A 20,816-nucleotide genomic window follows, 5' to 3' on the forward strand; every position below is an offset into this window, starting at 1 on the left:
ATGGAAGAGGTCAAGCACGAGCTCGTCATTATCCGTCGGCGGAGCGCATTCGAGGATGAGAAGCCGCACGGTGGCGTCTGGAAGATCGCCTATGCGGACTTCATGACCGCGATGATGGCGTTCTTCCTGGTGATGTGGCTGCTCAACGCGCTCAACCAGGACCAGAAGCAGGTGGTCGCGAGCTACTTCAACCCGATCAAGCTCGCGGAGAACGCACCCGCGCCGAAGGGCTTGAAGGATCTGACCAAGAAGGAGCCTACGACGTCCGAGGGCCAGGATGGCAAACGTCAGCCGTCCGGGCCGAACGAGGAGCGCCGCGGCGACTCGCCGACGGCCGAGAAGCCACCCTTCTACGAAGAGAAGGTTCTGTTCCGCGATCCCTACGCAACGCTTGCCGAAATCGCAGCCAGTTCGAACCAGGCGTCGGGCCAGCGGCGCGCCGGCGCGCTGACGTCGGCCGAAGAAGACGGGCTCAAGGGCGGTGACGCCTATCGCGATCCGTTCGATCCCGGCTATTGGAAGCTCGCGCCCGAGGCTTCGAAGGAAGCCGATAGGATCATGGAGGGCGAGCCGAAGCCGAACGCCTCCGCGCGCGACAATCCGGCCGGCTCAGATCAGGCCGCGCCGCGCCGCGGCAGGACCGATGATGCCGGCGGCAGCGTGGCCCCCGACGCGCAGGCGTCGTCTACGAGCGTGTCGCCGCTGTTGCCGCCGGGACCGGCGCCTTCATCGTCTGCGCGTGACGGCAGCCTTCAGCCGAGCACGCCGGCCAACCTTCAGGCCAACGCCGCGCCGCAGGCACGTCCCACCGACGCTCCGAAGGAGTCCGAGCCGCGCGACGCCGCCCAGACACAGCAGCCGACCGTCAAGCAGCTTCAGTCTGCGATTGCCGATGCCCTATCGGACATCAAGGCCGGCGCCGGGCCGGCGGCCGAGGTCCGCCAGGTCGAGGAGGGCCTCCTGATCAGCCTGACCGACGATGCGAGCTTCGGCATGTTCGCGGTCGGCTCGGCCGAGCCGCGTCCCGAGCTCGTCCGCGTCATCGACAAGATCGGCCCGCTCATCGCGAAGCGCCGCGGCATGATCATCGTTCGCGGTCATACCGACAATCGGCCCTACAAATCGGACAATTACGACAATTGGCGGCTGTCGACGGCGCGCGCGCAGATGGCTTACTACATGCTGGTTCGCTCCGGCGTCGATGCGCAGCGGATCGAACATGTCGAAGGCTATGCCGATCGCCGACCGAAACTTCAGAGCGATCCGGCCGCCGCGCAAAACCGACGTATCGAGATCCTGATCCGGGAGAAGCGCCCTTGACTAGGCTGCTGCTCCGCGCCGCGATGCTGATGGTGCTGTCGCTCGTGACGACACGCGCATCGGCCGAACCGACAGCGCCGTCCGGGGAGCCGGTTGAGCTCGTCCGCGCGTTGCAGGCGGTGCAGGACGGCATCGCCAATGGCGACACCGCGGCGCATGCCAGCCACATCGCGCTGATCCGGCAGATCGGCGAAAAATTTCTCGCCGCCGACGCGAGCGTGTGGAGTAATCCGCAGAACGGCCAGGCGCTCGTGATCTATCTGCTCAGCGGCGGCGCCCCGCAGATCGTCCGCAAGCTGCCGCGCGACAAGATCAATGTCGATTCGCGGCTGTTCGACGGCGCGCTGGCTTATGTCGAAGGCCGGCAGGACGAGGCGAGGGATCTGCTCAAGGACGTCAAGCCGCGCACGATCTCGTCTGGCGTGGGCGGGCAGGTGGCGCTGGTCCAGGGCGCGTTGTTTGCACGTTCCGAGGCATCGCTTGCGATCGAGCGTCTCGACGACGCGCGCCTGCTGCTGCCGGGCACGCTGGTCGAAGAGGCGGCGCTGCGGCGCGAGATCCTGCTGGTCGGGCAAGCGGAGGATTTCGACAAGTTCGAGTTCCTGACGCTGGCTTACATCCGCCACTACCGCAACTCGGTTTATGCCGGCGATTTCTGGCAACGCTTCTCCACGGGCCTGACGCAATTGACCCTTGCGCTGGACGATCGCCGCTTTGCGCGGGTCGCGTCGCTGCTGGAACAGGTCGACCGCGCCAGCCGCCTCAAGCTCTATCTGGTGATCGCGCGCGGCGCGCTCGTTCGCGGTAAACTCACGGTTACCCGGCTGGCAAGCGAGCGTGCGCTGACGCTCAGCGCCGATGCTACGCCGGATCGCGAGCGCGCCCATTTCTACTGCGGCGCATCCCGCGCGCTCACTGACGAATATGACGGCGGCTTTGCCGAGCTGAAGACGCTCGACCGGGCGAAGCTGGCGGAGCGAGACGTCCTTCTTCTCAACGCAACCCTGCAACTCGCGCGCGATGTCCGCAAGCCGATTGCAGGTCCGACTGCTGCCATGTCCACCGACAAGCCGCCGCCCACGCCGGCGCGGATCGATCTCGTGTCGTCGAACGCAATGCTCGCGCGCGCCCAGACGCAGCTCGGCGAACTGGAGCTTCTCACGAAAGATCGTCGTCCATGACCAAACTTAGCGGAACTTCCGGACAGCTTTTCGCAGGTCTCGCCGAAAGTCTTACGCGCGGGGTGTCCCGGTCAGCGAAGGGCACGGCGACGACGGGTGCGAAAGCGGCGGACGATTCATCGTTCCACGATCTGCTCCACACGGTCTCGAACATGGCCAAGCGGGCGCTCGACGACCAGGGCAGTGACACGACTGCAAAGGCTGCTTCGGCCCGCCCGCGCCTGGTTAAGCTGACCGAGCCCGACACGCCGAAGGACGAGCCGGTGCACGCGCGCACCGAGGAGTCCAAGTCGACCAAGAAAGACCCGGTCGATCAAACGGCGAAGGCCGACGTCCCGAGCAGATTGAGCGTTCCGACGATCGTGGGGCAGGAACTCGCCGCCGCGCAGGCCGTGACGATGCAGACGCCGCAGCCATCAAGCGACGAGAAGGACACCACGACCCGCGATGAACGGCCGTCCGCAGCGAAGCGTGAAATTCAGAACGTCACCGACGCAAAAGCGGCGACGGCAGATGTCGCGCGATCTGCCGCAGCGTCTGTCGCGCGTTCCACGGCCGATGCCTCCGGGCCGCGCCCGCAGGCGGCGGCCGCGCCCCAGCGGGCGATGCCGGAGGAAAGCGACGTTCAACCGAAGGCCATGCCCGCCGCCACATCAGGTTTCGAAGCCATCACGGCGAATGTCGAGCGCGCGGCCAAGTCCGCAAGCCGCGACACGTTGCCGGAAACGACCAAGGTCACGGTGGTTCAGCAGGAGACGCATCTGCCTCCCGTGCCACAATTCAGCGCAACCCAGCAGGTCGCAAACGCAGTGGTGTCGGAGCTGAAGGGCTCGCCTGCACCGGTCTCATCCGCCGCGGCCGATCTCGTGGGCGCCCAGAATAATGCACCGGATCAGCCGGTCAGGATCCTCACCGTCAATCTCGAGCCGCCGGATCTCGGCAATGTCACCGTGCGCCTTCGTCTCGTCGGCACCGAGGTGTCGGTTCAGCTTGCCGCCCAGCGTAAGGACACCAGCACGATGCTGGATCAGCAGCGCGACCAGATTCGCGACCTGATGCAGTCGGCGGGCTACGTGGCCGACGTCGCGCCTGTACAGCACGGCTCGCTCGATGGATTCCAGGCCGGATCCGGCCAGTCGCAGTCGCAGTCGCAGCTCGCGGGCCAGCAACAGCAATCATCCCAGCCGCAAGGGGCGTTCGCCGGCGCGGGCACGTCGTCCGGTCAGTCGAATGGCGGAGCCAGGCAAGCCCGGCAGGATCAGCAACCCAATCAGGAGGCACGCCATGACCAGGACATGGCGCCGCAGACTCGTCGCGGCCCTGTTTATCTGTAGCGTAGGCGCCGCCGAGGCGGCGACGACCGACACTTCGCGCCCCTGCGAGCGCGAGATGGCGCGCGCCTCGCAGCGGCACGGGATTCCGCTCGGCATTCTCTATGCCGTCGGTCTCACCGAGACCGGCCGGCGCGGCGCGCTCTATCCCTACGCGCTCGGCGCGGAAGGGCAGACCGTGTTCGCCAAGGACATGAATGATGCGATGGCGAATTTCGAAGCGATGCGAGCCAGGGGCGTCAAGCTGATCGATCTCGGCTGCATGCAGATCAACCACTATTTTCACGGCGACAAGTTCACGTCGGTGCGGGCGATGTTCGATCCAGCCAAGAACGTCGACTACGCCGCGCGTTTCCTCAAGGAGCTGAAGCAGCGCGAGGGAAGCTGGACCATGGCGGTCGCTCGCTACAACGCCGGCCCCAACAATCAACCGGCGCAGAAGCGCTACGTCTGCCACATCGTCGCGCATCTCATCTCCAGCGGCTTCGGCGCATGGACGGACAAGGCGCGCTCGTTCTGCCAACCCAAAACAACATGAAGCGACAACGTGAAATGACGATGCACCGCATGAAGTTGTGCATCGTCGCTAATCATCAGCCCCGCGCAAGCAAGACCCCCCATTGTAACGACAATCTGTCAAAGGAGCCCAATTCATGAGCCTGTATGGTGTTATGCGCACCGGCGTTTCCGGTATGAACGCGCAGTCCAACAAGCTGTCGACGGTCTCGGACAACATCGCGAACGTCAACACGGTCGGTTACAAGCGGGCTTCGACGGAATTCTCCTCGCTTATCCTGAAGAGCGGCTCAGGCAATTACGACTCCGGTGCGGTCGAGACCACGGTCCGCTACGCCATCACCGACCCCGGCAACCTCCAGTTCACGACCTCGACGACGGACCTCGCGGTCCAGGGCAACGGCTTCTTCGTCGTGCGGGACGCGAACGGCAACAACTTCCTCACCCGCGCCGGCTCGTTCGTGCCCGACAGCACGGGCAATCTCGTCAACACGGCCGGCTTCCAGTTGATGGGCTACAACATCCAGAATGGTGCCGCGCCCAACGTCGCCGCCAACGGATTCGGTGGCCTCCAGGTGATCAACGTCAATCAGATGGCACTGCAGGCGTCGCCGTCGACGCTGGCGACCGTGGCTGCCAACCTGGATCCGAGCGCGGCGGTTGTCGGTACACCGGCCGCTGCGGCTGGCCCCGGCAACTACACGTCGAAGACATCGATGGTGACCTACGACAATATCGGCAACGCCGTGACGCTCGACGTCTATGCGGCAAAAACCGGCGCGAATACGTGGGACGTCGAGGTCTACGATCCGTCCGGAGCCGCGCTGACGACGCACGGCGCGGCGACCACGTTCACCTTCGACGTCTCAGCAGCCGGCAAGGGTGCCTTGGCTGCAGCGAGCACGAAGTCGCTCTCGGTGGCGGTACCCGGCGGCTCGACCCTCAACATTGACCTCTCGGCCATGACCCAGGTCGCCTCCAGCTTCGACTTCAAGGCGACCGTCGACGGCAACGCGCCGTCCGCCGTCGAGAAGGTCAATATCGACAGCAAAGGCGTCGTCACCGCGGTACTCAAGAACGGCACCGAGCTGCCGAGCTTCCAGATCGCGCTCGCCACCGTGCCGAGCCCGGACCATCTGACGCCCGAGGTCGGCAACGTCTATTCGCCGAACCTGGACTCCGGAAACGTGCAGGTCGGCCTGGCCGGCCAGGGCGGTCTCGGAACCATCCAGTCGGGTGCGCTGGAAGACTCCAATGTCGATCTCGCGGACGAATTGACCTCGATGATCGAGGCGCAGCGCGGCTTCACCGCGAACTCGAAATCGTTCCAGACCGGCGCCGATCTGCTCGACGTCGTCGTCAACCTGAAGCGCTGAATCCTTCAGCGCCCTTGCCGGGCAAGAGAACGTTCAAGAGCACGCCATGTCCCTTACCTCAGCCCTCGACTCCGCCCGCAATTCGCTCATGGCGTCGGGCGTCCAGTCGTCGACCATCTCGCGTAACATCGCCGGCGCCAGTTCGACCGGCTATTCGCGCAAGATCACGGTGCTGGACAATCTTCCCGGTGCCGGCGTCTATGTGGCGGCGATTCAGCGCGCCGCCAGTTCAGGTCTGTACAGCAACGTCCTGACCGCGACTTCCGCGGCCGCCACGCAGAGCGCGATCTATGACGGTCTTCAGAAGATCGCGTCTGCCACCGTAGACGATCCGGAGCTCGACCAGTCGCCGACGGCGCAGCTCAATGCGCTGAAGCAGGCGCTCCAGCAATACGCCAACGCGCCGGATAACACTACGCTGGCGCAGGCGGCGGTCACGTCGGCCAAGGACATGGCGACCGCGCTCAACCAGGCGACCCAGACGGTACAGTCTGTCCGAGAGGGCGCCGATGCCGACATGAATACGTCGGTTCAGAACATCAACCAGTTGCTCTCCCAGTTCCAGACCGTCAATACGGCCATCGTGAAGGGAACGATTGCCGGCGACGACGTGACCGACTATCTCGACCAGCGCGACAGCATCGTCTCGAAGCTGTCCCAGGAGGTCGGCGTCACGATGTCGATCCGCACCAACGGCGATGCTGCGCTCTACACCGACAGCGGCGTGGTGCTGTTCGACAAGACAGCGCGGGCGGTGAGCTTCGCGCCTACCACCTCCTATTCGGCGAACATCACGGGGAACGCGGTCTTCATCGATGGTGTGCCTGTGACCGGCGCCAATTCGGTGATGCCGATCAAGTCCGGCAAGCTCGCCGGTCTCGCCCAATTGCGCGACAACGACATGGTCACCTATCAGGGCCAGCTCGACGAAGTCGCCCGTGGCCTGATCAATACTTTCAAGGAAAGCGATCAATCGGGCGCGTCGTTGCCCGACGTTCCCGGTCTCTTCACTTATCCCGGCTCGCCGGCGATGCCCGCGAGCGCCACCGTCTCGGTCGGCCTCGCCGGGATGATCTCGGTTGCCGCATCGGTCGATCCGGCTCAGGGCGGCAACCCGAATCTGCTGCGCGACGGCGCGATCAGCGGCAACGTCGCCTACCAATATAACACCGCCGGCAGCGGCGGCTATTCGACCCGACTTCAGCAGCTCATCGGCAACATGGATGCATCGCAACCGTTCGATGCGACCACGCAGGGCAAGCCAAACGGCAGCCTGATCGACTTCGCGTCGTCGTCGACGAGTTGGATCGAAAACCAGCGCAAGACCGCCAACGACAACTCGCAGTACCAGAGCACGCTGCTCGACCGCAGCACGACGGCGCTGTCGAATGTCAACGGAGTCAACATGGACGACGAGATGTCGTTGATGCTCCAGGTCGAGCGCACCTATTCGGCGTCGTCGAAGATCATTTCGACCGTCGATCAAATGTTGCAAGCCTTGCTAGCTGCCGTGGGGACCTAGTCATGATGAGCGCCAACTACATTTCCACCCTGATGTTGTCCTCGTCATTGAGGTATTCGATCACGAGCAACCAGGCTGCGCTGAGCAAGGCGTCGACCGAGGCGACCACCGGCCGCTTCGCCGATGTCGGCCTCCAGCTTGGTGCCACGACGGGTGGCGACGTTACCTTAAGGGCCGACATGAGCTTTGCCGATCAGCTCGTCGATACCAATGGGCTCGTCGCGGGACGCCTGGACGTGACCCAGGATCGCATCACCCAGCTCAGCTCGACCGCAACGGACTTCCTCAAGGACCTGATCGCGGCCCGCAGCACCGACGGCGGCGGGCGGATCATCCTGCCGCCTGCGTCCTCCAACCTCCAGGATCTGATCGGCGCGCTGAACATCTCCTATAACGGCTCGTATCTGTTCTCGGGCATCAACACGCAGAACCAGCCGGTCACGGCTTACGCTGCCGGCTCGGCCAGCAAGAACCAGGTCGACGTCGATTTCTCTGCGGCTTTCGGCTTCTCTCAATCCTCGGCCAGTGTGAGCACCATTACTCCGGCTCAAATGCAGACCTTCCTCAATACGACCTTCGATGCCGAGTTCGCGAGCCCGGCCTGGAACACCAACTGGTCGTCGGCCACCGACCAGGTCATGCAAAGCCGGATCTCCACGACTGAGATCGCCGATACATCCGTCAGCGCCAACCAGACCGGCTTCCGCAAGCTCGCGGAGGCCTACACCATGATGGCCGATCTCGGGAATGCGAACCTGGATCAATCAACGTTCCAGGTCGTCGTGGACAAGGCCATCGGCCTCGTCGGCAGCGCCATCACCGACCTCGCTACGCTCGGCGGCAGCGTCGGCACGGTCCAGCAGCGGCTCACTACCGCGACCGACAAGCTCAAGACCCAGAAGGACATTCTGAACAATCAGATTGTCGGCATGGAGCAGGTCGATCCGACGGAGGCCTCGGTGCGCGTCAATGCGCTGCAGACCCAGATCCAGACGGCGCTCGCGCTCACGTCGCAGCTCCAGAAGATCAGCCTCATCAACTATCTCTGAGCCTGAGCGGCGTCGCGTTCGCTTTTAGTTTCTTGCAATTTTCTGCGCAGAGTTGTCCGGATGACGTTTGAAGCCTACGAAACGGTCGTTGAAGACAGCGGCTACGAGGCGCGGCGGCGCGAGCGTCAGGCGCTCAGCCTCGGCATCGACCGGCTGGAGCGGCTCCAGAAGGAGCGCTACAGCACGGAGGATCAGGTCCAGAGCCTGCTCTACGTCCGGAGGCTGTGGACCATCTTCATCGAGGATCTCGCGCATCCGGAGAACGGACTGCCCGAGCAGTTGCGCGCCGACATCATCTCGATCGGCTTGTGGGTCGTCAAGGAAGCCGATCGCCTTCGCGAAGAAGGATCGAACGACGTGATGCAGCTCGTCGAAATCAACCGCATGATCCGAGACGCGCTTTAATGAAGATTTCCTTGCGGGCGGGCGAACGGGTCTACATCAACGGCGCGGTGCTGCGCGTGGACCGCAAGGTCTCTCTCGAGCTCGTCAACGACGTGATGTTCCTGCTTGAAGGGCAGGTCATGCAGGCCTCCGACGCCACCACGGCGATGCGCCAGCTCTATTTCATCGTGCAGCTCATGCTGATGAACCCGACGGATGTCGGCGCCGCCGCCTCGCTCTATGGGCAACATCACACTGCCCTGCTCGCTGTGTGCGAGAACCGCGAGATGCTGGACGGGCTCGGCGCGATCGACGAGATGGTCGGTGGGACCCGCTATTTCGAGGCACTCAAGCGGATCCGGGCGCTGTTTCCCCTGGAGCTGGCGATCCTCACCGGCGCCACCACCGAATCCCCATTCGAGGCTGCCTGACAGCGGAGAGGCACATGAACGTCCCCAGCGCGACCGATACCACAAGCACGAACTCCACCAGCTCCACAACGAACACGTCGAGCAACACCGTCGACTACAACACCTTCCTCCAGCTCCTCATCGCCGAAATGAAGAACCAGGATCCGACCAATCCGATGGACACGTCGCAGTATATGAGCCAGTTCGCCCAGCTGTCGTCGGTCGAGCAAGCGATGCAGACCAATACGAAGCTGGATTCGCTGCTGTCCTCACAGGCACTGTCGCAGGCGGACGGGCTGATCGGGAAAAACGTCAGCTTCACCGACTCGACCGGAGCGACCTTCACCGGCAAGGTCACGTCGGTCTCCATCAACAGCGACGGCTCCATCGCGACCCTCGACGACGGCACCAAGGTCGCGGTCGGTCCCGGACTAACGATCAGCCAATCATGAACGAGCGGGATGCTCTCGATATCGTGCAGGCGGCGATCTGGACCATCCTCGTCGCCTGCGGACCTGCTGTCGGCGCGGGGATGCTGGTCGGCATAGTGATCGCGCTGATCCAGGCCCTGACCCAGATCCAGGAGGCGACGCTGACCTTCGTTCCGAAGATCGTCGTCATCCTCGTGGTCGTCGCCGTCTCCGGCTCCTTCATCGGCGCGCATATCTCCACCTTCACCGAGATGGTCTATTCGCGGATCGAGCACGGCTTCTGATCCGCGGAAAGCTCCGGCCACCACCCCCGCGTAAGCTTTGCGGGGCAAATTGCGGGGCGGACCCTGCTGCCGGTGACCCATGGCCGATACTTTAGCTGCTAGCCTGCCGAACCCGCGACGCCTCGGCGCGGACGCCTTTTTCGCGGGCGGTATCGTGGCCATGCTCACGATCCTGTTCCTGCCGATACCTCCGATCCTGATTGACCTTGGCCTTGCCATCTCGATCGCGCTGTCGGCCCTGATCCTGATGGTCGCGCTGTGGATTCAGCGGCCGCTTGATTTCTCCGCCTTCCCGACGGTGCTGCTGATCGCCACGATCCTGCGGCTGGCGCTGAATGTTGCGACGACCCGCCTGATCCTGTCCCGCGGCGGGGAGGGCGAAGAGGCTGCGGGCCATGTCGTCGCCGGCTTCTCGAAGTTCGTCATGGGCGGCGACTTCGTCATCGGCCTGATCATCTTCGCGATCCTGGTCACGGTGAACTTCGTCGTGATCACCAAGGGCGCGACGCGTATCGCCGAAGTCGGCGCCCGCTTCACCCTGGACGCCATCCCGGGCAAGCAGATGGCGATCGACGCGGACCTGTCGGCGGGCCTGATCGACGACAAGGAAGCGCAGCGCCGGCGCCGCGAGCTCGAGGAAGAGAGCTCCTTCTTCGGCGCGATGGACGGTGCCTCGAAATTCGTCCGCGGCGATGCCATCGCCGGCCTGATCATCACCGCGATCAATATCTTCGGCGGCATCATCATCGGCGTCACCCACCACGGTCTGACGCTGTCGCGCGCTGCCGACGTCTATACGAAGCTTTCCGTCGGCGACGGTCTGGTAACGCAAATGCCGGCACTGATCGTGTCGCTGTCGGCCGGTCTTCTGGTCTCCAAGGGCGGCACCAGGGGATCGGCGGAGCAGGCGGTGCTGCGGCAGCTCGGCGGCTACCCGCGCGCCGTGTCGGCGGCGTCGTTGATGATGTTCGTGCTCGCCCTGATGCCGGGGCTGCCGATGGCGCCATTCATGCTCCTGGGTGGCGTCATGGCCTTCGTCGGCTACTCGCTGCCGAAGCGGCAGGCGGCCGAGAAGCAGAAAGAGGAGGCGCGCAAGGCGGAAGAGCGCGCGCAGAACGACGCCAAGGAATCCGTCAAGGAGTCGCTCAAGACCGCCGAGATCGAGCTGTCGCTCGGCAGCCATTTGTCGGTTCACCTGCTCAGTTCGCGCAACGAGCTTGCGCATCGCGTCAGCAAGATACGCAAGAAGTTCGCCAAGCAATACGGCTTCGTCATTCCCGAGATCAAGCTGTCGGACAATCTGTCGATCGATCCCAAGGGCTACCAGATCCGGATCCACGATACCCGCGTCGCCCATGGCGAGCTCAGGATCGGCGAGGTGATGGTGCTGGTGGACAAGGATGGCAAGCCCGACGTGCCCGGCGACGAGGTGATCGAGCCCGCGTTCGGCATGAAGGCGCTGTGGGTGACCGAGGCCTTCACCGATGAAGTCAAGCGGCAGGGTTGCAAGCCGGTCGACAACCTGTCGGTGCTGCTCACGCATCTGAGCGAGGTGCTCAGGGCGAACCTCCCCCAGCTTCTGTCCTACAAGGACATGCGTGGACTGCTTGACCGGCTCGAGCCGGAGTACAAGCGCCTGGTCGACGATCTCTGTCCTTCGCAGATTTCCTATTCTGGCCTGCTGGCGATCCTGAAGATCCTGCTGGGTGAGCGGGTGTCGATCCGGAATCTTCACCTGATCCTCGAGGCGATCGCCGAGATCGCGCCTCATGTGCGGCGGTCCGAGCAGGTGGCCGAGCACGTGCGCATGCGTCTCGCTCAGCAGATCTGCGGCGATCTCTCCGACAACGGGGTTCTCAACGTCCTTCGCCTCGGCAACCGCTGGGACCTCGCCTTCCATCAGAGCCTGAAGCGCGATGGCAAGGGCGACGTCGTCGAGTTCGACGCCGATCCGCGCCTGATCGAACAGTTCGCGACAGAGGCCAGCGCTGCGATCAGGAAATTCACCGAGGACGGTACCAGCGTGGTGCTGGCGGTGACTCCGGAAGCCCGCCCTTATGTCCGCATGATCCTGGAACGGGTGTTCCCGACATTGCCGATCCTGTCGCATGTCGAGGTCGCTCGCAGTGCCGAGATTCGGGCGCTCGGAGCCATCTCGTGATCAGCGGGCTCGCCGACGACGTACTCGTTACGTTCATCGTGTTCTGCCGTATCGGCTCCTGCCTGATGCTGGTGCCCGGCTATTCCAGCACGAACATTCCGCCGCAGATCCGCTTGTTCGTCGCGCTCGTCACGACGTTCGCGCTGTCGCCGATTCTGGTCTCGGTCCTGAAGCCGCTCGTGGACGATGCGCCGCCGCTGACGCTCGCGTTGCTGATCGGCACCGAACTCCTGGTCGGCAGCGTCATCGGTCTCGGCGGACGCGTGTTCTTCCTCGCGCTCCAGACCATGTCCACCGTCATGGCGAGCGCGATCGGGCTCAGCAACATTCCAGGCGTGCCGATCGGCGACAACGATCCGACGCCGGCCTCGGTGCCGTTGATCATGGCCGCGGTCACCACCCTGTTCTTCCTGACCGACCAGCATTGGCAGGTCCTGCGCGGATTGATGAACTCCTACGACGTCTGGCATCCCGGTGAGAAACTAAGCGGCGAAATGGCGCTGAACCAGCTCGCAAGCCGCCTTACGGACGCATTCGTGCTGACGCTGCGGATCACCAGCCCTTTCATCGTCTATTCCGTCGTCGTCAATTTTTCGGTCGGTCTCATCAACAAGCTGACGCCGTCGATTGCGGTCTATTTCGTCTCGGTGCCGTTCGTCCTGGTTGGCGGTCTCCTGCTGCTCTACCTCATCAGCGACGAGTTGCTGACGCAATTCATGCTCGGCATGTCGTCATGGCTGGCGGGATGACGGGCCATGACCTCGCGCGCGGACAAGCTCGGTCGGATCGTCTCGCTGGTGAAGCTTCAGCTCCGTCTGTCCGAATGGCAGCTCGCGCAATTGCGGCAGCAGGAGCAGACCATGCAGGATGAGCAGGCGTGGCTGGTCGGGACTCTGAACGAGGGAAAACCGCCGGCCGGATCGTCGAGCGGGTCGATTGCGAGGCGCCTCAACAGGACGACCGTCGGCGTGCAAGCCGTGCAGGAGCGTGCCGCGATGCAGCTCGACAAGGTCCGCTCGGAGAGTCGGCGGGTAAAGCAGCTCGAGGAGGTCGCCAAGGGGGCGCTCGCCGAAAAGCTGCGCGACGCCGAGAAGCGTTCGCTCGAGGATATGACAGAGACACATGCCACCGTGCGCGATTCGACGCCACGGCCAGCCAGCCGGAACAAGACATGATCGTGACACCGACATCCGACGTCGTCCTCGACGTCCTCGACGCCGCCGATCCGGTGGCGCAGCGCGCCGCGACCGCGAAGCTTGACGCGCTGAAATCGTCGAACGCCGATTTCGCCACGACGATGGACGCTGAGGCCAGCAAGGCGTCCGCGGCAGCGGCCGATCAATCCGCCGCAAAGCTGATGGAAGCGCAGTCGAGGGTGGTAAACGGGCCGCCGGTGCAGGTGATCAAGAAGCCGGGTCCTGACGAGGTCTATCGCAAGTTCGAAGCGTTCATCCTCCAGACCTTCGTCGAGACGATGCTGCCGAAGGAGTCGGAGGAAGTTTTCGGCAAGGGCACCGCCGGCGGCGTCTGGAAATCGATGCTGGCCGAGCAGCTTGGCGCTCAACTTGCGAAGGGCAAGGGGATCGGAATTGCCAAGCAGCTCGCGTCCGCGCACCCGGCTGGTCCGGATGTGACGGGCAAGTCGGGCTGATGGATCTGGGACATGGGTGACGAAAGTTGAAGGGTGAATTTGCTATGCAGGTAGAACAAGGCGCGACACTTCCGGTGATGGAGCAACCGGTCGTTGAAAGGCAGGTCTTGAACTCCCAGGTCTTGAACTCCCAGGTCTTGGACACCCAGGTCTTGGGCTACGAGGTCTTGGACTCCGAGCTGATGACGGGGGCCGCGCCGGGCGATACGTTGTTGCCCGTGCTCCTGCCGAATGTCGGCGGCGACATGCCGTTCGACGAGGTCGAAGCGGCGAGATTGGAGGCAACACGATCCGAGGAGATCAGCGGCCTGCTATCCGCGATTCGCCGGCTCGAGAACATCGTCGAGGAAGAAACCATCGCGCTTGCGACCGGACAGAAGGTCGATTTCGACGATTTCAGCATGCGCAAGAGCCGAAGCATGCTGGAATTCGTCCGCCTGATGCGGGCGCGGATGCATCTCGGCGGCGAGACCGAGATCACCGAGGAGATCCAGCGGCTACGCGAGAAGCTCGAGCGAAACCGTTCGCTCCTCGAAATGCATTACGACGCCGTGCGTGAGGTCGCGACCATCATCGTCAGGGCGATCAAAGACGCTGAGTCGGACGGCACCTACACCGGTCGCGCAGCACGGGATGGAAAATGATCAAACTGGTGCTGGCCGGGCTCTGGGTATGCATCCTCACCGCGGGCACGAGCTACGGGGTTGCCTATTGGAAGGAAAACGGCACCCTGCTGCCCGCGAAGGACGAATATCTCGACGGGTTGCAATACGAGAAGACACGGGCGCTGAGCATACCCATGGTCGAGAGCGGCGCGGTGCAGGGCTACATCGTCGCGCGCTTCGTCTACACGGTCGAGGCGCGGACCATGCACCAGCTCACCGTTCCGCCAGAGCCCTTCGTCGTCGACGAGGCCTTCCGCAGGATCTATGCTGACGACAAGCTCGATTTCAGGAAGCTCGCCCGTTACGACCTCTCCGTCCTAACCTCGGCGATCAAGAAAAGCGTCAACGAGCGGATGCAGGCCGACATCCTCCAGGACGTGCTGGTCGAGGACTTCAACTACGTCTCCAAGGACGAATTCCAGCAGAAGCCGTAGCGCGCCGGGTCGTGAAGCCGCGCGGTCGTAACGACGTTTCTGCCAGGAAAGCAAACCGGCCTCTGCGGATGTCCCCGCAGAGGCCGGTGATCGTTTGTGAGCCGTGGCTTTAAAGCACGCTCAAACAGCAGTCTAAAGCGCGATGACGATTTATCCCAATCTCATCGCGCTTTAGCGCGTCAGTTGCCGGCCGGATACGCCGCCTGGGCGACATGAGCTCGGTTCAGGAGAATGCCAACCCCGTCGAGCTCCTGCATCGGCTCGTCGATGATGGCCTCGTTGGCCGGGATGTTGAGCCGGTATCCGACGTAGCGCCGCGCCACGATCGCATCGAAACCGAGGCGGTCGCGCAGCTTCTTGCGCAGCTTGCTGACGTGGCTCTCGATCACGCTCTCGTCGAACGTGGATTCGAAGATGCCGTAAACCGCGTTGAATATCTGCGTCTTGGTGATCCACTTGCCGTGGTTGCTGACCATATATTCGAGAATGCGCAGTTCGCGGCGGGGCAAGGTGAGGGCGTGGCCCGCGATCTCCGGGTCACGTCCGTTGAAGAAGACCTGGATCCTGGTCTCGCAGGGCCTCGGCAACTCGCCTACCCGGCGGCGTGCGATCGCGGCCGTTCGGGCAAGGATCTCACGCAGGTGAATCGGCACGTGAACCACGTCGTCCACGCCGGATTCAAACAGCTCCAGTGTGTTCTTGAGCATCTTCTGGCCGCTCATGGCGATAATCGGAGCCGTGGACCGCTTACGCATCGCCCGTGGCAGGCTTCCGCGGGCATCGCAGTCCCCCAGAAGGAAGGCATCGACCGCTGCCAGGTCCGATTCGTTCGCAGATTGCAGCCAGTCCCAGAATTCTCCGGAGGAGAACCCGATCGACGAAACGCCCTCGCGAACGAGCCCTCCTACGTAGCTGTTCGTGACGGTCTCGCGATCATCAACGATAATATACATCAGTCTGTCGCCCCTGTTTCGCACTTGCAGCGGCCGGGAGGTTGTTGTGATACCCGGCTCGTCGGCCATGCTGTTTGACGATATTCCCTCCCACGAACCGTTATTATGGTTTCGATATTCGCGGGCAGCCCTACGCATTCAGTGCCTGCGTGAGCAGGCCTGTTACCTCGACTCGATACTGAACGCTTACTGCGTGAGGCTCGGCGGGTGTCTTACGGATCACCCCGCGGAGCGGTGAGATAGCGACCTAGAACAGTTGCGACACGTTGCTGATTGCGTCCGAACGCTACTGAACTCAGTCGATCTCCTCGCCAACTGGCGAGAATCACTTGAGAAGGACCGTAACGTTTGCCGATTTCCGATCAAGCGTGCGGAACAAAGCGTTTGCTACGTGTGCTTGATGCTGTTGATTTGTTTTTGGTTGTTTCTTTGTATGTCTAAACTCACCAGTTGATTTGGAATGCGAACTAGTTTTGCACCGTGGTGGTTATAAAGTCCCATACACCCGTGCAAATAAAGCTGTTTCGGGCAGGGCTAAAGGACCGTCGCTCGGAAGGGTTTTCAACCCGGGATTGACTCTCTTGGCCGCGCACCCGCCTGCGACAATTCGACTCATGTATGGCGGCGATACTCAAGCTTGGCGAAATCTAGGCGAGTGTGTGTCTTTCGAGTCGCACTTTCGCCTCGTGCATGACGCGTTGGACTCATTCGGTGTCGCTTTGTTTGTGACGAAGATATTTTTTTTGATGCGCACGTTTCAGGCAAGCTTCGCCTACTAGCTTCGTTCGACAGATCGAAAACGAACGGAGCATTTTCAAATGTTGTCCGATGGAAAAACGCGTCCCGCCGAAACAGCAGATTTAACTGCAGCGGCGAAGCCGGCTCCGGAAGCACGTGACACGAAGATCAATGATGCGCCGCGCACGGCCAAGCCCGCACCTGGCGCGAAGCCTGCAGTTGCATCGAGCGACGAGGTTGCGGCCAAAGCAGCGCTTGAAGGATTGAAGCGTATTCGCGCCAAGGCGCGCCTCGACAAGATGGCGATACCAAAGCCTGTACCGACGGTGATCAAGCCGGCGGTGATCGTGGCCAAACCGCCGCCGCCGCGTCCGACATGGGTGGCGCCGCTGGCGACATTGGCGGTTGCTGCCATCCTGGTGGTCTGCGCCTGCACCGGCGTCATTGCCTATCTCACCACGCAGCCGAGCCAGACCAATGTCGCGGCCAATGCCGAGATCAGGAATCTGCGCGATACGGTCGCCCAGTTGCGCAAGCAATTGTCCGGTGTATCCGAGAATCTCGACGGCCTGCGAGCGGCGGTCGATCAGTCGAGCAAGGCGACCAGCGATCGTTTCGGCCGGTTCGCCGAGAATCTGGATCGTATCGAGCGTGTGAGCTCGTCCTCGACCGCAAAGCTCGACAGGCTCGCCCAGGCCCAGGTCCAGCCGACTCCCGTTGCTGCGCAGCCGTCGCCGGCGATGCCGATGATGGCCTCGGTCGCGGCACCCGAGACCACGGGGTCGGTGTCTCCGGCCGAACACAGCTCGGCACCGCGAAAGGCGGTGAAGGGCTGGTCGGTCCGGCAGGCTTATGAAGGCGTTGCGATCCTGCAGGGCCCGAGCGGTGTCGTCGAGGCCGTGCTCGGTCAGCAGGTCCCGAATCTCGGTCGTATCGAAGAGATCAGGAGCGCGAACGGCCGTCTGGTGGTGGAGACCAGCGGCGGCGTCGTCTACTCAACGCGCAAATGAACCGCGGACAATCCTATTGGCGGTGATGCTCGAAGCTGGTGCATAGCAGGCCGATTTCGGCTTCCGCGATCGGCGCGCGAAACAGCCGGCAGGTGAACTCGACCGTGGCTTTGTTCTCGGAGCTGGTGCGATCTTCCCGGAGGAAGATGCATCGCTTGCAGACGTCGGTGTGATGCCGCTGTTCGGCGGCATCCGCCTGATCGAGCACGTGTCGTAAGGTGTCGCGAAAGCGGATTTTGCCGTCGTCAGCGAGGACATCAATGGCGTCGACGAGACCATTGACGGGATCTCGCGCCAGGAACTTCTTGCCCTGCTGCGTGACGCTCAGCAACACCGAGCGCTTGTCTTTGGCGGAGCGCTTGCGCTCCACATAACCCAACCGCTCGAGCTCGCCGATGATGAACGAGGCGGTACCGCGCGTGGTGCCGATATAGCTCGCCAGTGCCGAAGGTGTCCGGGAGAATCGGTTGGCACGGGAGAGAAAGCGCAGCGCCATCCACTCGCGATCGCGCATGCCGTGCTTGGTGCCTTCGAACCACAGGATTCGCGCCACCTGTCCCAATAATTCAATCGCTTCGCGAGCCAAATTCATATCAATGCCAAATCGGATGAAGCTTTGTTCAATTGGGTCTCTGGTAGCGCAATCGCTGCGGGTCGGAATAAAGCTGTCGAACGTCACTTCGCTCGAAGTTGAAACGGTGCCGCGCTTGGAAGACGCGTCTCCGTTCTGGAGATGGAACATTCGGGGGTGGAACTAGAGGGTCACGAAGAAAGTTCGAGTAAATATGACGGCTCAACTGATCGGAAAATTTCAGATAAATGGCGCGGGCTCGCGCTCAAATGTCGGGTGGTGTGCTGTACCTGGGCAACATGATGTGTCGTTGCGGCCATGATCGAACCCGATTGTTGCGGCGAAACGCTTCGAATTGCGAGAAACCGCGCACAGCCTGCAACGCGTGATGGCGCCGCGGGCAGCGGGAGAACCCCATTTTTCGGTTAATGGATGTTGCGACGCAATGTCGTTACGCGGTTAAATCGGGCACACAATCACCGGGGAATTCGAGAGTGTCGTCGCGAAACGAGCAAGCCAAGCCTTTTCAAGCTCAGCCCCTCCAGGCAGAGCCGTTCAGCGTCAGACGCGCAGCACTGGCCGCCACCGTCGGCAACATGCTCGAGTTCTACGACTTCATCACCTACAGCTTCTTCGCGATCCAGATCGGCCACACTTTCTTTCCGACCGGGAGCGACTACGGCAGTCTGATGCTGTCGCTTGCGACCTTCGGCGCTGGCTTCGTGACGCGGCCGATCGGCGGCATTGTGCTCGGCATCTACTCCGACCGGATCGGCCGGCGGCCCGCCATGCTGCTGAGCTTCGCGATGATGGGTATGGCGATCCTGACCATCACGTTCACGCCCTCCTACAATTCGATCGGGCTTGCAGCGCCGATCATCGTCATCGCGGCTCGAATGGTACAGGGCTTTGCGCTCGGCGGCGAAGTCGGGCCCACCACCGCCTATCTGATCGAGATCGCGCCGGTGGAACATCGGGCGCTGGTGGTGGCGTGGCAGCCGGCGAGCCAGGAGATCGCCGCGACGGCAGGCGCCCTGGTCGGCGTCATCCTCAGCAAGACGATGGCGCCGGAGATGTTGGACACCTATGGCTGGCGGTTGGCGTTTCTGATCGGCGCGGTTTGCCTGCCGTTCGGCGTCTGGATGCGCAGGACCCTGCCGGAGACGATCCCGCAGGCCGAAGCCGGTGCGGCCGCGAAAGAGAGCACGGGCCATCTCTCGCAGGCCCGCCGCCACACCGGACTCATCCTGCTGGCGCTGATGGTTCTGGCCAGCGGAACGATCTCGACCTATGTCACGCAATACATGACGACCTATGCGCAGAACACGCTGCATGTCTCGTCGACCTTGGCGTTTGGCGTGTCGCTGGTCAGCAACGCCATTCAGTTTGCCGGCGCGCTGGTCGGCGGCTGGCTCGCCGATCGTCTCGGCCGCAAGCCCGTCATGATCTGGCCGCAGCTCGCAACGCTGTTGCTGACCTATCCGGTCTTCCTGTGGATCGTCCATGCGCCCGGCACGCTGTCGCTCCTGGTCGGCTTCGGTCTGCTCTCCGTCATCGGTTCGCTGCCCTTCACCGCATTCTACGCGACGTTCACTGAGGCGCTGCCCCAGAACATACGCGGCGGCGTGTTCGCCACCGTCTACGCAGTCGCGATCGCGAGCTTCGGCGGCACGGCGCAGCTCGTAGTCACCTGGCTGCTCCATGTCACCGGCGATCCGCTGGCGCCGGCCTGGTACCTTCTGCTTGCTGCAATCGTCGGACTTGTCGCGATGAGCCTGATGCCGGAGACTGCGCCGGTGAAACAGCGTCAAGGCCAAGTCTGAAAGGTGCCGCGCTCGCAGGCTGGTGATTTGCGTTTCGCTGGCAATTATTGGCGAATGCGTCGCCTGAAGGATCAGGGTCAGGCAGGAAGGGACAAACCGATGAGCATTGAAACCATCATGACAGGCGACGTCGTCGGGTTGACGAAAGTCGCCCCGGTCTCACGCCGCGGATTCATGAGCGCGACCGCGGCCGTCGCCGCCGGCTACACGCTTGCGGCCGGGCCGGTCCGCGCCGAGGTGATCACGACCGACACCAATGGCCTCCAGGCTGGCGACGCCAGGATCAAGGTCGGTTCCGAGGAGATGCCGGCCTATTTCGCCCGCCCGGCCGGCAGCACCAAGGCGCCGGTGATCATCGTTGCGATGGAGATCTTCGGCCTGCACGAATACATCAAGGATGTGACGCGGCGTCTCGCCAAGCTCGGCGCCTTCGCCGTCGCGCCCGACTATTACTTCCGCAAGGGCACTGATCTCACCAAGATCACCGACATCAAGGACCTGCTGCCAATCGTCAACGCCAAGCCGGACGCCGAGCTGCTGTCCGATCTCGATGCGACGGTGGCATGGGCGGGATCGCAAGGCGGCGACATTGCGAAGCTCGGCATCATCGGCTTCTGCCGCGGCGGGCGCACGGTCTGGGAATATGCCGCCCATAACGGCACGCTCAAGGCCGGCGTTGCCTTCTACGGTCCGCCGGTCGATGCGCCAAATCCGCTCTGGCCGAAGAGCCCGATGCAGCTTGCGCCCGAGATGAAGGCGCCGGTGCTCGGCCTCTATGGTGGCGCCGACACCGGCATCCCCGTGGCCCAGGTCGAGCAGTTCAAGGCGGCGCTCGAGCAGAACAAGAAGACGGCCGAATTCAAGATCTATCCGGAAGCGCCGCACGGCTTCCATGCCGACTACCGCGGCAGCTACCGCAAAGACGCGGCGGAAGATGCCTGGAAGCAGGCACAGGCCTGGTTCAAGAAATACGGCGTGCTGAGCTGACGCCACAACATGAAAGGGC

General features: G+C 63.0%; 22 protein-coding genes. 20 read left to right on the top strand and 2 right to left on the bottom strand.

What is annotated here, in order from left to right; translation table 11 throughout:
* From ABIA96_RS12025 to ABIA96_RS12105, 17 genes are all read left to right on the top strand, one after another.
* A complete protein-coding gene (locus ABIA96_RS12025) occupies positions 1 to 1,320 on the top strand; it encodes a MotB family protein (protein ID WP_354137267.1) in 1,320 nt (439 codons plus the stop codon).
* A complete protein-coding gene (locus ABIA96_RS12030) occupies positions 1,317 to 2,501 on the top strand; it encodes a chemotaxis protein (RefSeq protein WP_354137268.1) in 1,185 nt (394 codons plus the stop codon). Before ABIA96_RS12025 ends, ABIA96_RS12030 begins: the two co-directional genes overlap by 4 nt.
* Positions 2,498 to 3,835 (top strand): flagellar hook-length control protein FliK, encoded by a 1,338-nt coding sequence (gene fliK / locus ABIA96_RS12035; protein ID WP_354137269.1) that lies wholly within the window; start codon positions 2,498 to 2,500, stop codon positions 3,833 to 3,835. The genes ABIA96_RS12030 and fliK overlap by 4 nt, the downstream gene beginning before the upstream one ends.
* Positions 3,786 to 4,370 (top strand): transglycosylase SLT domain-containing protein, encoded by a 585-nt coding sequence (locus tag ABIA96_RS12040; protein WP_354137270.1) that lies wholly within the window; start codon positions 3,786 to 3,788, stop codon positions 4,368 to 4,370. Before fliK ends, ABIA96_RS12040 begins: the two co-directional genes overlap by 50 nt.
* Before the next feature lie 115 nt (positions 4,371 to 4,485).
* Positions 4,486 to 5,724 (top strand): flagellar hook protein FlgE, encoded by a 1,239-nt coding sequence (locus ABIA96_RS12045; RefSeq protein WP_354137271.1) that lies wholly within the window; start codon positions 4,486 to 4,488, stop codon positions 5,722 to 5,724.
* A 46-nt stretch (positions 5,725 to 5,770) separates the two neighbouring features.
* Positions 5,771 to 7,246, top strand: coding sequence for a flagellar hook-associated protein FlgK (gene flgK, locus ABIA96_RS12050; RefSeq protein WP_354137272.1), 1,476 nt, complete (start codon positions 5,771 to 5,773; stop codon positions 7,244 to 7,246).
* A gap of 2 nt (positions 7,247 to 7,248) precedes the next feature.
* A complete protein-coding gene (locus ABIA96_RS12055; RefSeq protein WP_354137273.1) occupies positions 7,249 to 8,295 on the top strand; it encodes a flagellar hook-associated family protein in 1,047 nt (348 codons plus the stop codon).
* 60 nt (positions 8,296 to 8,355) lie between these two features.
* Positions 8,356 to 8,700 (top strand): flagellar biosynthesis regulator FlaF, encoded by a 345-nt coding sequence (gene flaF, locus ABIA96_RS12060; protein WP_354137274.1) that lies wholly within the window; start codon positions 8,356 to 8,358, stop codon positions 8,698 to 8,700.
* The gene (gene flbT / locus ABIA96_RS12065; RefSeq protein WP_354137275.1) at positions 8,700 to 9,110 is read left to right on the top strand and encodes a flagellar biosynthesis repressor FlbT; all 411 of its coding nucleotides are present in this window, start codon (positions 8,700 to 8,702) and stop codon (positions 9,108 to 9,110) included. The genes flaF and flbT overlap by 1 nt, the downstream gene beginning before the upstream one ends.
* Positions 9,111 to 9,124: 14 nt before the next feature.
* The gene (gene flgD / locus ABIA96_RS12070; RefSeq protein ID WP_354137276.1) at positions 9,125 to 9,541 is read left to right on the top strand and encodes a flagellar hook assembly protein FlgD; all 417 of its coding nucleotides are present in this window, start codon (positions 9,125 to 9,127) and stop codon (positions 9,539 to 9,541) included.
* Entirely contained in the window at positions 9,538 to 9,804 is a 267-nt protein-coding gene (gene fliQ / locus ABIA96_RS12075; RefSeq protein WP_027535955.1) for a flagellar biosynthesis protein FliQ, read from the top strand. The genes flgD and fliQ overlap by 4 nt, the downstream gene beginning before the upstream one ends.
* Before the next feature lie 79 nt (positions 9,805 to 9,883).
* Positions 9,884 to 11,965 (top strand): flagellar biosynthesis protein FlhA, encoded by a 2,082-nt coding sequence (flhA, locus tag ABIA96_RS12080; protein WP_354137277.1) that lies wholly within the window; start codon positions 9,884 to 9,886, stop codon positions 11,963 to 11,965.
* Positions 11,962 to 12,714 carry a flagellar biosynthesis protein FliR gene (fliR, locus tag ABIA96_RS12085; protein WP_354137278.1) on the top strand — a complete coding sequence of 251 codons (753 nt, stop codon included), beginning with the start codon at positions 11,962 to 11,964 and terminating at the stop codon, positions 12,712 to 12,714. Before flhA ends, fliR begins: the two co-directional genes overlap by 4 nt.
* Before the next feature lie 6 nt (positions 12,715 to 12,720).
* The gene (locus ABIA96_RS12090) at positions 12,721 to 13,140 is read left to right on the top strand and encodes a hypothetical protein (RefSeq protein ID WP_354137279.1); all 420 of its coding nucleotides are present in this window, start codon (positions 12,721 to 12,723) and stop codon (positions 13,138 to 13,140) included.
* Positions 13,137 to 13,616, top strand: coding sequence for a rod-binding protein (locus ABIA96_RS12095; RefSeq protein ID WP_354137280.1), 480 nt, complete (start codon positions 13,137 to 13,139; stop codon positions 13,614 to 13,616). The genes ABIA96_RS12090 and ABIA96_RS12095 overlap by 4 nt, the downstream gene beginning before the upstream one ends.
* 44 nt (positions 13,617 to 13,660) lie before the next feature.
* Positions 13,661 to 14,260, top strand: coding sequence for a flagellar biosynthesis protein FlgN (locus ABIA96_RS12100; protein ID WP_354137281.1), 600 nt, complete (start codon positions 13,661 to 13,663; stop codon positions 14,258 to 14,260).
* Positions 14,257 to 14,715 carry a hypothetical protein gene (locus tag ABIA96_RS12105; protein ID WP_354137282.1) on the top strand — a complete coding sequence of 153 codons (459 nt, stop codon included), beginning with the start codon at positions 14,257 to 14,259 and terminating at the stop codon, positions 14,713 to 14,715. The genes ABIA96_RS12100 and ABIA96_RS12105 overlap by 4 nt, the downstream gene beginning before the upstream one ends.
* Positions 14,716 to 14,894: 179 nt before the next feature.
* On the opposite strand, the gene ABIA96_RS12110 is transcribed toward ABIA96_RS12105, so the two are convergent.
* Positions 14,895 to 15,668 carry a response regulator transcription factor gene (locus ABIA96_RS12110; RefSeq protein ID WP_354137283.1) on the bottom strand — a complete coding sequence of 258 codons (774 nt, stop codon included), beginning with the start codon at positions 15,666 to 15,668 and terminating at the stop codon, positions 14,895 to 14,897.
* 818 nt (positions 15,669 to 16,486) lie between these two features.
* On the opposite strand from ABIA96_RS12110, the gene ABIA96_RS12115 reads away from it, so the two are divergent.
* Positions 16,487 to 17,416 (top strand): hypothetical protein, encoded by a 930-nt coding sequence (locus tag ABIA96_RS12115; RefSeq protein WP_354137284.1) that lies wholly within the window; start codon positions 16,487 to 16,489, stop codon positions 17,414 to 17,416.
* A gap of 13 nt (positions 17,417 to 17,429) precedes the next feature.
* Here the strand turns inward: ABIA96_RS12115 and ABIA96_RS12120 are convergent, their stop codons facing one another.
* Entirely contained in the window at positions 17,430 to 18,008 is a 579-nt protein-coding gene (locus ABIA96_RS12120; protein ID WP_354137668.1) for a MarR family winged helix-turn-helix transcriptional regulator, read from the bottom strand.
* Positions 18,009 to 18,583: 575 nt separating this feature from the next.
* On the opposite strand from ABIA96_RS12120, the gene ABIA96_RS12125 reads away from it, so the two are divergent.
* Both ABIA96_RS12125 and ABIA96_RS12130 read left to right on the top strand, forming a co-directional pair.
* The gene (locus ABIA96_RS12125) at positions 18,584 to 19,810 is read left to right on the top strand and encodes an MFS transporter (RefSeq protein WP_502918816.1); all 1,227 of its coding nucleotides are present in this window, start codon (positions 18,584 to 18,586) and stop codon (positions 19,808 to 19,810) included.
* Positions 19,811 to 19,909: 99 nt separating this feature from the next.
* A complete protein-coding gene (locus ABIA96_RS12130) occupies positions 19,910 to 20,797 on the top strand; it encodes a dienelactone hydrolase family protein (RefSeq protein WP_354137285.1) in 888 nt (295 codons plus the stop codon).
* The last annotated feature ends 19 nt before the right edge of the window (positions 20,798 to 20,816 follow it).

It is taken from the genome of Bradyrhizobium sp. LB11.1, from assembly GCF_040549385.1.
GTDB lineage: Bacteria > Pseudomonadota > Alphaproteobacteria > Rhizobiales > Xanthobacteraceae > Bradyrhizobium.